The 14,230-nt window shown below is 42.1% G+C and carries 16 protein-coding genes; 8 read left to right on the forward strand and 8 right to left on the reverse strand.

The annotated features are described in order from the left end of the window. The first annotated feature begins 1 nt into the window (after position 1). From Q9312_RS12800 to Q9312_RS12810, 3 genes are all read left to right on the forward strand, one after another. Positions 2-613, forward strand: coding sequence for a YigZ family protein (locus Q9312_RS12800; protein WP_309201248.1), 612 nt, complete (start codon positions 2-4; stop codon positions 611-613). Beyond that, positions 595-969: a SirB2 family protein gene (locus Q9312_RS12805; RefSeq protein ID WP_309201249.1), complete on the forward strand. Its 375-nt coding sequence runs from the start codon at positions 595-597 to the stop codon at positions 967-969. Before Q9312_RS12800 ends, Q9312_RS12805 begins: the two co-directional genes overlap by 19 nt. A 257-nt stretch (positions 970-1,226) precedes the next feature. Beyond that, complete coding sequence (locus tag Q9312_RS12810) at positions 1,227-1,694, forward strand: hypothetical protein (RefSeq protein WP_309201250.1); 468 nt, start codon at positions 1,227-1,229, stop codon at positions 1,692-1,694. On the opposite strand, the gene Q9312_RS12815 is transcribed toward Q9312_RS12810, so the two are convergent. Beyond that, positions 1,684-2,157, reverse strand: a complete 474-nt coding sequence (locus tag Q9312_RS12815; RefSeq protein ID WP_309201251.1) for a methylated-DNA--[protein]-cysteine S-methyltransferase — start codon at positions 2,155-2,157, stop codon at positions 1,684-1,686. The genes Q9312_RS12810 and Q9312_RS12815 overlap by 11 nt on opposite strands. Positions 2,158-2,169: 12 nt before the next feature. Further along, on the reverse strand, positions 2,170-3,546 hold the full coding sequence (locus Q9312_RS12820; RefSeq protein WP_309201252.1) for an AlkA N-terminal domain-containing protein: 1,377 nt from the start codon (positions 3,544-3,546) through the stop codon (positions 2,170-2,172). A gap of 160 nt (positions 3,547-3,706) precedes the next feature. Between Q9312_RS12820 and Q9312_RS12825 the strand changes: the two genes are divergently transcribed. Continuing rightward, positions 3,707-4,357 (forward strand): hypothetical protein, encoded by a 651-nt coding sequence (locus Q9312_RS12825; RefSeq protein ID WP_309201253.1) that lies wholly within the window; start codon positions 3,707-3,709, stop codon positions 4,355-4,357. Between the two features lie 9 nt (positions 4,358-4,366). Here Q9312_RS12825 and Q9312_RS12830 read toward each other — a convergent pair whose 3' ends face one another. From Q9312_RS12830 to Q9312_RS12840, 3 genes are all read right to left on the reverse strand, one after another. Continuing rightward, the gene (locus tag Q9312_RS12830) at positions 4,367-5,734 is read right to left on the reverse strand and encodes a DUF3482 domain-containing protein (protein WP_309201254.1); all 1,368 of its coding nucleotides are present in this window, start codon (positions 5,732-5,734) and stop codon (positions 4,367-4,369) included. Continuing rightward, positions 5,734-6,870 (reverse strand): DUF2868 domain-containing protein, encoded by a 1,137-nt coding sequence (locus Q9312_RS12835; protein ID WP_309201255.1) that lies wholly within the window; start codon positions 6,868-6,870, stop codon positions 5,734-5,736. Before Q9312_RS12835 ends, Q9312_RS12830 begins: the two co-directional genes overlap by 1 nt. A gap of 123 nt (positions 6,871-6,993) precedes the next feature. Beyond that, entirely contained in the window at positions 6,994-7,512 is a 519-nt protein-coding gene (locus Q9312_RS12840; protein WP_309201256.1) for a hypothetical protein, read from the reverse strand. Between the two features lie 165 nt (positions 7,513-7,677). Here Q9312_RS12840 and Q9312_RS12845 point away from each other — a divergent pair, with 165 nt between their 5' ends. Further along, positions 7,678-9,426, forward strand: coding sequence for a serine/threonine-protein kinase (locus Q9312_RS12845; protein ID WP_309201257.1), 1,749 nt, complete (start codon positions 7,678-7,680; stop codon positions 9,424-9,426). Between the two features lie 15 nt (positions 9,427-9,441). Next, positions 9,442-10,059: a hypothetical protein gene (locus tag Q9312_RS12850; protein ID WP_309201258.1), complete on the forward strand. Its 618-nt coding sequence runs from the start codon at positions 9,442-9,444 to the stop codon at positions 10,057-10,059. A gap of 78 nt (positions 10,060-10,137) precedes the next feature. Here the strand turns inward: Q9312_RS12850 and Q9312_RS12855 are convergent, their stop codons facing one another. The 3 genes from Q9312_RS12855 to Q9312_RS12865 form a co-directional block, all read right to left on the reverse strand. Then, positions 10,138-10,815, reverse strand: coding sequence for a hypothetical protein (locus tag Q9312_RS12855; protein ID WP_309201259.1), 678 nt, complete (start codon positions 10,813-10,815; stop codon positions 10,138-10,140). Positions 10,816-10,905: 90 nt separating this feature from the next. Continuing rightward, a complete protein-coding gene (locus Q9312_RS12860; RefSeq protein WP_309201260.1) occupies positions 10,906-11,769 on the reverse strand; it encodes a pirin family protein in 864 nt (287 codons plus the stop codon). 25 nt (positions 11,770-11,794) lie between these two features. Beyond that, positions 11,795-12,397 carry an FMN-dependent NADH-azoreductase gene (locus Q9312_RS12865; protein ID WP_309201261.1) on the reverse strand — a complete coding sequence of 201 codons (603 nt, stop codon included), beginning with the start codon at positions 12,395-12,397 and terminating at the stop codon, positions 11,795-11,797. 161 nt (positions 12,398-12,558) lie between these two features. Here Q9312_RS12865 and Q9312_RS12870 point away from each other — a divergent pair, with 161 nt between their 5' ends. Then, positions 12,559-13,455 (forward strand): LysR family transcriptional regulator, encoded by an 897-nt coding sequence (locus Q9312_RS12870; protein WP_309201262.1) that lies wholly within the window; start codon positions 12,559-12,561, stop codon positions 13,453-13,455. After that, positions 13,452-14,207 (forward strand): glutamate racemase, encoded by a 756-nt coding sequence (gene murI / locus Q9312_RS12875; protein WP_309201263.1) that lies wholly within the window; start codon positions 13,452-13,454, stop codon positions 14,205-14,207. The genes Q9312_RS12870 and murI overlap by 4 nt, the downstream gene beginning before the upstream one ends. Positions 14,208-14,230 lie beyond the last annotated feature (23 nt).

The following is a 14,230-nucleotide window of genomic DNA, read 5'->3' on the forward strand; positions in this document are numbered from 1 at the left end:
AATGGCTGGTTATTCGGTTCCTAAGCAAAATGTAGAGGTGGAAGAGGTTATTAAAGGTAGTCGATTTATCACCCGATTGGTGAATGTCGATACGGTCGACAAAGCGAAAGGCTACCTAAAATCTTTGCGTGAACAAGAACCAACGGCAACGCATCATTGTTGGGCTTATATCGTTGGCAATCCTCAGTCAACAACCCTGATTGGTTGTTCAGACGACGGAGAGCCGGCAGGCACAGCAGGTAAGCCGATGCTCAATGTGCTGCAACATTCCGACGTTGGTGATTTAATAGCCGTTTGTACGCGTTATTATGGCGGTACCAAGTTAGGAACCGGTGGACTCGCTCGCGCCTATGGTGGCGGTGTAAAACTCGCGATGGAACAGCTTGATACTTGCGAGAAAATCAATAAAGTAGAACTTGTTTTAAATGTTGCGTATGAGTGCGGGAAAGATCTCGAGCATATCGTCGCACAATATGATGCAGAAATTTTAAATACCGAGTATCTTGAGGCGGTTGAATATAAAATGCTTCTTCCGAGCGAGAATCGTGATCCGTTAGAACAACAATTAGAATTAAGATTTGGAGACAAAATACAATGGAAATTTATCCAATAACCAAACATATTCATATGATGTTTGCAGGTCTGTCCCTTTTGGGATTCGTTATTCGTGGGTATTGGATGATCAGTGGCTCCAAGATGTTAAACGCCAAACCAGTGAAAATACTACCGCATATCATCGACACAGTCCTGCTGATATCGGCAGTGGTTTTAGTGATTGTTACAGGCTACTACCCACTAAAGTTTGACTGGGTTACTTTGAAGATACTTTTGCTTGTTGCCTATATTGTTCTTGGGACATTCGCCCTAAAACGTGGGAAAACAAAAACGATAAAAATTGTGGCTTTCGTTTTAGCGTTAGTAACCTTCTTTGCAATTTACGGGACGGTTATTCATAAACCAAGCTTCTAAACTAGTTCAGACTATGAAAGCCGCTTTTGATGTCAAATCTTTAGTCAGGCCAGCAATATTGTGCTCGATAACTTGGTTTGCGTTTTATTTTTTAAACCAAAGTATTGCTCAACTAGGGTCGAGCCAAGAAGATTATATCGTCGATTATGCGACTTATTTATTGGTCGCAAAATGTTTGATTATTGGTGGGATCCTAATCCATGCGATTCTTTCTGGTGTTATAAACTCGAGTACTTCCATCAAATGAGATCGTAACTGTGATTGAAACTATTAATCGATTATTTTCTACATTATCAAGTGCTGCAAAAACAGCGAAAGCCTTACAAAAGTTGATCAGCGATGTTGATGGTGACGAGCGTGTACTACTCGAAGAGATCAAAGAAAATGCGGGTCTCTGTTGGTTAGTAACTCAACGAGAAATTGAGCCTAATCGCATTATTCAAGAGTTACAAACGGCTGAATACGATCGAATTATTAAAACGGATTTCGATATCAATCGCCTTAAAAGAACAAAATTGAAAGAGAGTAAGCGGTATAAAGGAACAGACTTAGAAGTATTTATCGGTAAGTCAACCGCCGATTTAGTCGAAAATATTTACGATCGAATTAAAGAGTTAAAGCGAATTCATCGAATCGATCCAGAAATTAAACGTATACGATGGCAAGTTCGATTCAGCAATCTTCATAAGCGAATTTTGTTGTTGCTTGAACACCTTAAAGGCTAATCATAGATTGCTCTAAGTTAAGCAACTGTTGTTTTAATTGAATACCACCGGCATAGCCAGTTAATGAGCCATTTTTCCCTATCACTCTGTGGCAAGGGACAATAATCGCAATCGGGTTTTGACCATTGGCTGCACCAACCGCACGAGCAGCTGTGTGATTATTGAGCTGTATCGCGATGGATTGGTAAGAAACCGTATGGCCGAAAGGAATCGAACACAACGCTTTCCAAACGTTTTTCTGGAAGGGTGTTCCGTTCATATTTATCGGTAAATCGAATTCGAATCGCTGAGAATTAAAGTATTCTTCTAATTGCTTCTTGCATTGATCAATTAGAGGATGAGTCCTCTTCTGTTGAAAATCGGTAAATTTAATTTCTTCGATAGCATGCTCTGATGAGCGTATCGAAAACTTACCGAATGGACTCTCAAAAGTATCTTGATAGTAATTCGTTTGAATCCTCATAGAAGTGTCCTATTAATTAAGTTGTCGCCAAAGCTGAAACGTTAAGTAAGAACGAAAAGGTTGAGCATGACTTGGCGAGTTAATCAGTGAGACCTTCTTTAACGCATTTTTAACGCCGAGATCGGATGCTAACCAGATATCACTGTCACTTAAGCCTCGCATTTTGAGGTAGTCGATGGTCCAAGGGCCGATGCCTTTGATGTCCGATAATCCAATTAAAGACTCGTTAAAGTCATTGATAAACCAGCGTGCGAAATTTCTCAGGGTTTCTTTTCTTGCTAAAGGCATTTTTAAGAAAGCGAGTTCTGAATCGGCTATTACCTGTGGTGCTGGAAATAGGAAGTGATCGTGAAATGGAGAACCTAGGTTAGTGACTATTTTAGACACTAACTTATGCGCGGCACTGACCGATACTTGCTGTCCGCAAATAGCGCGAACTCCCGCTTCAAAGATAGACCAGACACTAGGAATGCGCAGACCGGAGTGAATCTCAGCGCTCGGCATTACTTGGCCAATGTACCGTTCAATGGTGAAACTGTCACTATCAAGATCAAAGCAGCGACGAAGGTGGTTGGTCAGTCCAAAAATATCCTTCAACTGTTCGCTATCAATGACAACATTCAAACAATGTTGTTTTGTATTCTGACTTACTTTAATAATGCCATGAGTCGACTGATATGCAAATGTTCGGCAATAAACGTTATCTTCGACCCATTCCAAGCCTTCAACACAACGCATCTTTAAAAACTCAAACATCGCAACCCAGTCGAACGGTGGTCGATAAGCGAGCTGCAACGTCAATGATGTTTCTTTGCCTTGTACTCTGCGTATTTGTGAGGGAGGTATGGTCATTATTTTCTTGAACACTTCATTAAACCTTCGAACACTGTTAAAGCCGCTCGCAATAGCAATTTCGTGGATGGGTAGGTGGCTTTCATGAAGTAACTTCTTAGCTAATAGACATCGTTGATGTTGCGCATAATAAGTAGGCGTTATACCAAGGTGCCGTTTAAATAACTGACGTAAATATCGATCGCTAATTCCTAGCCGACTGGCAAGCGTGCTGATATCTCCTTCATTTAAAGCACCTTCATCAATCAGTTTTAGCGCTCTTATTATCGTGGTGTCAGTACCTTGCCAAGCGGGAGAGCTGGGAGCTGAATCAGGTCGGCACCGTAAACAGGGGCGAAATCCAGCCTGACTTGCTCCGATAGCTGAATCAAAATAGGTGACATTTGACTCTTTTGGAGGAGAAGCAGGGCAGATCGGTCGACAATAGATTCCCGTTGTTTTAACGGCGATAAAAAAGCGACCGTCGAAACGAGCATCACGAGCTAAACGTGCTCTTTGGCAGGTCATCGTATCGAGTTGGCTGGCTTCAGTTTTCATGATTCTATTGTAAGCTAAACTCACGTATGAGCTAGCGGTTTTCGGAACTCAATGTGACTCGAGTGCAGCCAGCTGATTCTCGAACTGAATGCAATAAGTCTATCTAAAAAGCTCCGGTTAACGTAAAAGAAGACATGTCTAATTCTTGGAATAACTCGGCTTGAAGTACTACTCCACGTTACCGTTAACCGCCTTGATAGTAATTATTGGCTTAAGTGTATTAATTGAATACTCGATTGTGCCTAGCGGAAGTGAACTGTTAACGATGCTTCGAAACGCAGATACGATGCCGATTTATTGGTTATTGTTTTTGATTATCCTGCTAGAAGCGATTATTTATGTTGGTTTCTATTTCCCTGGGCAATTCTTCGCAGTGATTATTGTCGTGATAGGTGAATCTACACTTGGCAGTATTGTTAACTTAACATTAATTATGGTCGCTGCTGCTACCTTGGCTTCATTAATAAACTACAGCCTTGGCCGCTATTTCTTGGCAAACCGACAAGCAAATTCGATTGAAAGCGAATCGTCGAATTCTATCGAGTGGCGAAAATTACTGCCGGCAATGATACACATCAACGCACTTGCATTTTTTATGTTCAATCACGGCTCGAAGAAAGGGTCGCGTAAAATTGTATGGGCTTCTGGTCTTATTAATTTACCTTACTATTTATTCCTCGTAGTGGCGACGTCTCTACTCAGCGAACAAGTGATGAAGATTGCAGAAAGCACCTTCTTAATAGTCGCACTGGTGAGTCTGTGGCTCGGGGTGGCAATGTTTTTCGATTGGCGAAAATACCGAGCGTCATAAGTTAGTGATCTAATCAAATAACGGCATTAAAGCTGTGTACAGCGCTTCAGGTATTCGTTGTTTCGACAATTTTGCACACACTTGATGCAGCTCTTTTTGTTGTGACTTTTCTAAATGTTCTATCGATTTCTGAAAGTCTGTCGCATGAATAGAAAGCGAGCGTCGGTCTGCGTGAGTCAACTGAGAGATTTGTTGATAGCAAAACAAAAAACGACCAATAATGACATAAGGAAAATTTTTATGAATGATTGGTCCATAATGCGCAGTAAATCCGCCTAAAGGAAGCCCTTTAACTTTTAGATTGACGATTTTATCGGATGCAAAGTAGGCACTGCTACCGCCTAACAATCCGCCGCCGATGGCTCCTAACATAAAACTATGACCTGCAACGGCGAGATCGACGGCAGCACCACTAACTGCACCAGCAACGGCAGCGGCAATCACTAATTGCTTTTTATTGAGTCCCCAAGCGTACCAGTGATCACAATCAAAGAGATCCGGTGGTAATTCTAGCTGTTGTATTGAAAATTCCGTATTTAAGTGAGCATAGTTTGCGAGTAACTCTTGTAAGGCTAAGGATTCTCGTTGCTTAATATCGCTTGTAAAACGCTTCTGTAATATTGGCTCAATTGTCTTTGCCTGATCTTCTGTAAGAACCTTCTGCTCTATTTCATGGGTGCAAACGTCGGTTAACAGCCGACATAATAAATTAACGCTATTGCGTTTTCTTTGTTCGAAGTTTTCCTGCAAAGCATTTGCGATCTTTTCTAATTGATTTCGCCAAGATGAATTTAAGTGAGCAAATACATCCAGCAGCTCAATTTGTTTAGTATGATCGGCAAGCATAGGGTTAAATAGGGTTACTGATTTAAAAAATTGATGCAGAGCACGCTCCCACTCATCCACAAAATCACTGTTTTGAATGGGATTGATTAACGCCATACTCGGCTGACCTGTCCAAAGCAGAATTTCCATTTCCGTCTCATAACTCTTCGAATAAGGACGTGAACCATCGACCACGTAAAGGATTGCTGCACCTTGTACAATGGGTGTTAATAACTCAACTTCATCGGGAAATTGTTGCTGACATTCTGGGTCATCAATGAATTGGCGTAATGTGGCTAAGCGCTGACTTGCATCACCACAGCGTTCCTTTAGCCAAGTTAATACTTTTGTCGGTCGTTGGAACCCCGGTGTATCGATCAGTTCATAACTTCCTTGAGCCGTACTAATCGTATATCGTGTGGCTTTTTCGGTGGTACGGCTGCGATGGCTAATCGCAACGGCATCATTTTGTGCAAGTGTCGCCACGATTGACGACTTTCCTTTGTTTGGGTGACCAACCACTGCAAATACTGGCATTGTTGTGTCTTTCATTATGACATTGTGTCCTGTGCCGATGAGTTCTCTGAGGTGTTATTGAACGGTGGTTGAAACATATTCCATTGCGTCAGTTGTGCGGTGAAGCGTTGCCACTCTTCACAGTCTTTTTCTTCGAGCTCTATGACGTTGTTATGCTTAAAGTCGATCGGGTAAAGGAATCCATTATGTTCCTTTAAAAAATCTTCAAGCTCTCCAATTGGGGGTTCCCAAGCTTTGACCAATACGAGCAACGAGCGTTCTGTTTGATCGGGTGTGAGGTCGCTTATTTCGATGAGCGGAAAATTCTTGATAGCCGAAACGTTAGAGAGTTCTTGTTGAGAAAATTCAGCCCAATTAACCACACATAATTCATTGGGCAATTCATGAACAATGTCTGCATGAACAAAAGACGTTGATGGCGTTTTTTGATGACGATTGATCGTTTGTTTTAATTGCTGCTCAAAATCATTCTTGATTTGTTGTGCGATGATCCAGCGAATCGGCAGTATCATAATTAGGCGTAATAAGAGTGAATAACACAATTGTGTCGCGAGAATGAATTTCCACCAGTGACTAAATTCCGGATTAGCAGAATTAGGGACCATGAGTCGATTGTCTTGCGTAGCGATCAATAGTGAAAGATCAGGCTGGGCTTCTGACCAGAATTGCCAAGGCGTGGCCAGCCATTTTAAGAAAGGATGAATGTCTTCAGGAGACAATATAGTACTTCGCCACACAAAATTTACATCACTGCCAAGTAGTAACAATAAAAATGTAACTAACCCTCCGCAAGCATAGAATATGGCTGCGTATTGGCCTTGAATGAACAGCCAATGTCGGTCTATTTTTAATTGTTGCATTTGACGCAGCGTTTGCCTTTGAGCATTGCTGAGTAAGGGCAGTTTAACCACTAGGCTGGCAAAGCTAATGCCACGCTTAGTCATTAATGTGATCATAGAAAGTAGCGCTGTTATTAAGGGTATGAAAACAAAAATAAAGAGTAAGTAGAATAAATTGACGCGGCCAAGTTGATCGCCACTGACAATGCTGAAGCTCAAAAAACAGCCCACTACAAACCCAGATAATGCTATCGGCCAAACTAACTTTAAAGGAGAAAAACCGGATGTAAGTGTTGTTGAATGAATGCTCAAGCAATGCACCTGTTAATTATCGATGTCAGATGCATTATAGCGAGATGAACGAGGGATTGCGAAACGCCGAAACGTAACAGAAGTTTTTAATAGCGGCTCCTTGTGAAGCCGCTAATGTTAGAGTTAGAAGTGAACGGCAAACTCTAATCCTGAAAACCAGTCTTGATTGTCGGTCAAGTAGAGTCCATCTATGTACCGATAGCGCGAAAATACTCGTATATCGACATTATCAGTGGATAGACCAACCCCCGCACCCATAAAAAAGTCAATCTCATTCCGGTCTTCGTCGTAATAGTAGTAGTCGTGATGACGATCGTCGTAGACCAACATCTCACCAATATCGATACCAGCTTCCATGTAAATCTGAATGTCTGAAAACAGCCCAATTCTAGCGAAGCCTTCCCAAGCGCCATAATTATCAACATAGCCATCGAAATCGGTGATTTCCGCCCGTGAAATACTGGTTCCAAGTTGGAAGCCTAAATGACTATGGGGATCGGAGAACTGGCTGTAAAGGTTGAGAGAGGTAATATCGCCGATATCTGCAAATTCTCGGCTGACCGACATACCAAAGGTGTTTTCAGCGGAAGCTGAGTTAAATAAGGCGCTGAAAAGCGCAAAGGCTAAGATAAAGCGATGCATGGTGTCTCTCATTTCAGGATTATGTTAAGGCAAGTTTAGTTGAATATAGCTGAACGAAATCTTAACCGGCGCAGGAAGGATAAATGATAACTTGAGATAGCCAATACTATCTGCGACTATAAGTTAGAGGGGTTTTATTCGGCGTCAGACCGAAACTGGAAGGATATGAGTAATTCAAACGATACGAAAGCGACTCAAGCAATGGAGTCAGCTGCTGCGACTGCTGGTAGCCGGCTGACGCAGCTCGCGCAACGGTTGCAATCTCAACAAACAACCGATGGGTTTGCTAAGGCCCGAGAAGATGTTAATCGAGCGCTAGCCGAAAAGAAAATTATTCTCAATAAACGCTTTGTTCTACAAGAAACACTTGGATCAGGCGGAATGGGAACCGTGTATCTCGCCCAAGATTTGCGAAAAGTTGAGGCGACCGATCTTAATCCTTACGTCGCGATCAAAGTACTTAGTGGAGATTTTAAAAATCATCCGGATGCTTTTATCGCTCTGCAACGAGAGGCCAGTCGCTCTTCTAATCTATCGCACCCAAACATTGTAACGGTTTACGATTTTGACCGAGATAATGACACCGTTTACATGACGATGGAGCTGCTTCAGGGTGAAGATTTAGATGCATTAATGCGACGTAAGCAACCGATGGGACTTGATAAGTCAGAAGCGAAGAAAATCGTCTTAGACTACTGCCGAGCGCTGAATTACGCTCATCAAAAAGGCATCATTCACTGTGATCTTAAACCCGCAAATATCTTTATCACCGCTGAGGGCGCTAAAGTCTTGGACTTTGGTATCGCGCGGCTCGCTCGAAAAACAGCTGACCATTTTGATGCCGGCAAAATCGGAGCACTGACACCCGACTACGCATCTCCTGAGATGTTTGAAAATGCTCCGCCCGATCCTAGAGATGACGTGTTCGCTGCTGCGGTCATCGCGTATGAGCTATTTGCCGGAAAACATCCTTTTGATAATAAATCCGCCATGACCGCTAAGACTTTAGGCATGCAGCCAGAACCTATTAGTGGACTTAATAAGCGAGAGTGGAAAGCACTTAGCCAGGCTTTGGCGCTCGATAAAGAACAACGAACACCTTCGATCATCGCCTTTATAAAGCAACTGGCTGGTAGTAAAAAGCAACCTTTGATTTACACAACCGTGGCATTGTCGTTAGTCACTCTATCAGTCTTGGGCTATTCAATCTTTAAAGCACAGCAGCGCAGTCAGAAAATTGAGTCGACGATATCTGAACTGAAAAATTGCCAGTCATCGGGTAATTTTGAGTGTGTCGTCGATCAGGCGAACACTTTGCTAGGATTAGAGCCAAATGATGAGTTTGCCAAGGCCGCTTTAGAGAATGCAAAATTATCCTTGATTGCGCAGCAACAACAGTTAGCCATTGAAAAGTTGCTTAACAAGGGTAAGCAGTGTCTTGAGCAGCATAATTTCGTTTGTATTGATGAGATCTATTCAGACATTATTAAGCTAGACTCAAGTAATGTTGCCGCGACTGAGTTAAAGACACAGGCAATGGAACTTCAGCAAGCGTTGCAAACCCAATTTACTGAGTTACTCTCTGAGGCTGCGGCCTGTTTCGATCGCAAGCAATATCAATGCGCTAAAGAAAAAGCAAATGAAGCTCTGGCCATCTTGCCGGGAGACGCTCTTGCTCTTGCAATGATAAGAGATGCAGAAAATGCGGTTATGATTCAAGAACAATCACTAATAAAAGCGCAAGCGATGGTTGCAGAGGGGCAACAGTGTTTCGATAAATTCGACTATAGTTGTGCTATTGCAAAGGCGGAATCAGCCATGGCATTTATTGAGAATTATTCTGAAGCTGTAAATTTAAAGCGACGTGCAAAAGCCGCGATTGCAAAAGCAAAAAAAGATATCCGAATTGACTAGGTGAGGTTAACTATTATGATCAAAAATCATCAACTACCCATAGCGGTGTTTGTCTGTATAACACTGGCCTTAACTTCGGGTTGTAAAAGCAAACATTTAAAAACAATTGGAGCCATTATCGCTGTCGGAGTGGCGGCTAAAATAATTTATGATATGGTCATCGCTCAACGCAGTGAGCAAACTGAGAACGACCAAAAGGTTGTTGAGAAATACAAAAAAGAATTTAAGCAATTACCTGCTGAACCACAGTTAATCAATTATGAGTCGTCAATAATGCCGGGTGCAGTTGTCAACCCAGGTAATTCTGTGTCCATTCAATCGAGTTTAGAAGTTGTTCGAGGAAGTACTACCGAATTGGTCGAAATTAAAGAAAGAATTACAATTTATGACAATGAAGATCCTACCAAACCATTAAAGAGCTTAGAGAAAGTTATTAATCAAGAGACTCAAAAATGCGGCGCATTTAAAAATGAATTTACTTTTACCTTGCCGAAAGGAATGCCACAAGGAGTTTACCCGGTAACAACCACGGTTATCGTTGATGGAAAAGAATTTTCCGCAGTTCAAAATAAAATGCAATTAGTTCAAACTGGCAACTTAATTAACGCTAACGAGTTAATCGCAGCTAATTGAGACGATAGATTAGTAAAATACTAGGATTAAAAAAGCAGAGTATAATCTCTGCTTTTTTTTAATTCTACATTAATACGTTTAATCTTGTGGCAGGACCGCTTTTGGTAGGCTGCTAAAAATGACTTTAGCATCGGATTTAAACAGCGATGATTCTTTTTCTAATACTAATTCATTTGACTCATCGGTGTTAAACTCTAGTTGAGAATCTTTGGATAAAATGGTAATGGTAGAGGGCTCTTCAAACTCAAATTTTAATTCGTCCATATCAGAAACAAACCAACTCATTGCGCCGGCCATTTCACCGGTAAAGTCATTAATATCATCAAGCAACACAAAGAGTTCATAGTAGGTCATTTCCTTTGAACTCGGCGGATTTATTCCAAGATTAATTGAAAAGGTCGCATGATCTTTTGGCTGATTAACCGTCAGTTTTAATTCGTCATGTTCTAATGGAAAAGAGGGAAGCGTCATCAAGTAACCACTGTCTGTTAAATTATGATCAATGACAACGTCTTTACGTTCGTTAGCTTCATTGCTGACAAAGAGTTTCACATCTTGTATTTTTAGTTCGGGGTGATTAAGGACCACATTAGCGTTTAGGTATACCAGTGGAGAACGAACCTTGTTTGTTGCAATGTATACAATTTTGTTGATTTCAGAGTAGTCAATCGATCGCTCAATTTTTTCGCTAGCCAATAAATAGCTACTACTGAAGCTCAAGAAAATTCCGATTGTGAATAGCTTTAATGGTTTCATAAGAAAGTCCTGTGTTCTTTGGTAACCTGTAGAACACAGAACTTTAGAAAAGTTCCTAGCGACAATTATTAATGTCGGCCTGCAAGAACCTTAAACATTGACTGAGCCATATTGTGTTAAGACTCCGCTGCGATAGTCTTGAATGGCCTGTTCTATTTGTTCGGGCGTATTCATCACAAAGGGCCCCCATTGTACGATTGGCTCGCGGAGCGGCTTACCGATCAAAACTAAGAGACTTGCAGCTCGATCACTGGTTTTTAATGTCACTTGCTCACCATCACTAAGAATGGCCATATGCTGCTCTTCAATGTTTTGCTCTTCGACAGTTAGGTTACCATCGAAAACGTAAAGTAGAACGTTATAGCCTTGGTTTACTTGGAATCTAAACTCACTATTCGCCTTCACTCTTAAGTCGACTATTGTGGGATCAGTAGAGATCCCGGTAACGAGACCAGCATAGCGATTAGCGTTTGTTCGCAAATTGCCAGCAATAACTTTAAGCTTCACATTTTCTTCTTCATAAACTGGAATGTCCTCACTTGGAATATCACGATAAGAGGGCGGCTTTAATTTTTCATCGGCCGGTAAATTCAACCAAAGTTGAAATCCGCGCATTAATCCTTCCTCTTGCTGTGGCATCTCGCTATGAATAATGCCATGAGCGGCCGTCATCCATTGCACATCACCAGAGTTAAGTAACCCCTGATTGCCTAAATGGTCTTCGTGTAACATTTTCCCATCGAGCATATAGGTGACGGTTTCGAATCCTCGATGTGGGTGCGAGGGAAAGCCTGCGATATAGTCATTGGCATCATTGCTGTTAAACTCGTCCAACATTAAAAAGGGATCAAACATCGCCAAGTTTTTTCCAGACATTAACCTTTTAAGCTTAACGCCCGCACCGTCAGAAGCATGTTGGGCGGGAACGACATAACGAACTGTACGTTGACTCATAGAGCTCTCCTTTCGCTGGCAACAGCTAAGCGGATTGTAACTGCTGGATTTGGTTTTCGGCATCGGCGATTGCTAGGGTTTTAAGATCGTCACCCATATTCAATCCCTCTGCGTAGATAACATTGATATCCGTGATTCCGAGAAAGTTTAGGAATGTTTTTACGAAAGGTATTTGGGTGTCAATCGGGGTATCTTTATATTGGCCTCCGCGAGTCGCCAGAATATGTACTTTTTTGTTGAGCAATAGTCCCTCTGGGCCTTTTTCAGTGTATCGGAAAGTCACCCCAGCCCTGGCAATAAAATCAAACCAAGCCTTTAACATTGAAGGAACGCTAAAATTGTACATTGGCAAGCCAATCACGATGACATCGGCCCATTGCACATCAGCAATTTGTTGATCGGCATAAGCCACTTTGTCTTTCTGCTCACCCGAGCGACTGTCTGGATCTTGCATAAGCGCTTGCAGGGTTTCACCGTCGAAGTGCGGAACCGGTTCTTGACCAAAATGCTTATGCCTAATTTCGCTGCCTGGATTTTCCAGGGTTAACTTTTCTAACAATGTGCGCGAAAGTTGGCTGGATACGCCATTTTCTGCAAAGATACTGGATTCAATATGTAAGATATTCATAGCTCACCTTGTGTTTGGTCTGGACTTTCCACTATCATATATTTAATTAATCGATTTTAAATCGCCTATTTTGAATAGATACAATCGAAAAATTAAATGAATCAAACGATTCACCTGATAACATCTGACTTATAACATTACGAGCTACAAGGGACGGCACTATGTCTGCGACGCCAAAAATAACCTTAGAACAATGGGCCTCATTTGTGGCGGTTGTCGATGAAGGAAGTTACGCCAAAGCCGCGGAATTACTAAATAAAAGCCAATCAACCGTGAGCTATGCTATTTCGCGACTTGAGGAACACCTTGGTGGACAAGTTTTGAAGCTGAACGGCCGAAAAGCAGAGTTAACCGATCTTGGAGAAGTCATGGTTAGAAAAGCTCGCAAGCTTCTGGATGAAGCCGATGGTATTGAGCAATTGGCCGCTTGTGTTTCTCGAGGTTGGGAGTCAGAAGTGGTGATTGCAGTCGATGTGGTGTATCCCGTATCGGATGTACTCGAAGCGATAGAAGTGTTCAATGAACGAGGCGAGAAAGCCACCCGGATTCGATTTTTAGAGACGTCGTTATCCGGCACTGACGAAGCGTTATTTCAAGGCACTGCGGACTTGGTTATTGCGCCTAGAGTTCCTCCGGGATTCATCGGCGAGCAGCTCGATTCTGTTGAGTTTATTGCTGTCGCTCATAAAGAGCATCCACTGAACCAGCTGGATCGAGCAGTGACTCTTGAAGAGTTAGCGCAGACCCGCCAAGTGGTTATGCGCGATACCGGTATTAAACGGCAACAAGATGCAGGGTGGCTGGGTAGTGAGCAACGAATTACGGTCTCTCATTTTTCAACATCGGTTGAAGTCATTCGTCGAAAAATGGCCTTTGCTTGGCTGCCAAGTGGTTATATTCAAAAAGAGTTAGCCAGCGGAGAATTCAAACCTTTGAATCTTGAGCAAGGTCAACGTCGAACCTTGAGTTTATTTTTGATCAATGCGCGGGGAGAAAGGGCAGGACCTGGCGTAAAATTAATGATGAATATTTTTCTTGAGCGAGTTAAGAAAAAGTGAGTAAAGTTTTAGTATTAGACTCAGGAATCGGTGGGTTAACGGTTGTAAAGTCAATGAGTCAATTATTACCGAGATTGAGCATTGACTATGTCGCTGATAATTTATTTTTTCCATACGGAACGAAGACGCAAGCTGAACTAAAGCAGCGGCTACTTTTTTTAATCGAACGACAACTCCAAAGTAGCGATTATGATGCAATCGTGATCGCCTGTAATTCAGCCAGCACCTTAGTACTTGATGAAATTCGAAAACAAATTAACTTGCCGATTGTCGGAGTTGTCCCAGCGATCAAACCGGCAGCACAACTATCTAAAAACAAAAGAATCGGTTTACTGGCAACGGAAGCCACGGTGAATGGCCAATACGTCGATCAATTAATTGAGCAGTTTGCCAATGATTGCCACGTAACAAAGGTTGCATCACAACAGTTGGTTTTGCTCGCAGAAATAAAACTACAAGGTTTGCCACTCGACTTTCAATCAGTAGCGGAGATTGTAAAGCCTTTCATTGAACAAAAATCGGATGTCGTGGTTTTAGGCTGCACGCATTTTCCTTGGTTTAAAAGTGAATTGACTGAGCGGTATCCAGATATTGCATGGATCGACTCTGGCGAAGCGATCGCGCGACGAGTTTCAGAAATTATTCCGAAAACAGAAGCCTCTCAGGATTCTGAGTTGCAGTTTTTTGCAACTGGCAACCCCTACCAGCGGTCATTCTTAAGCCAATTTCATTCGATTGAAAAACTAAAATAAAAAAGGCCAGAACAATCTGGCCT

The organism is Pleionea litopenaei (assembly GCF_031198435.1).
Lineage (GTDB): Bacteria > Pseudomonadota > Gammaproteobacteria > Enterobacterales > Kangiellaceae > Pleionea > Pleionea litopenaei.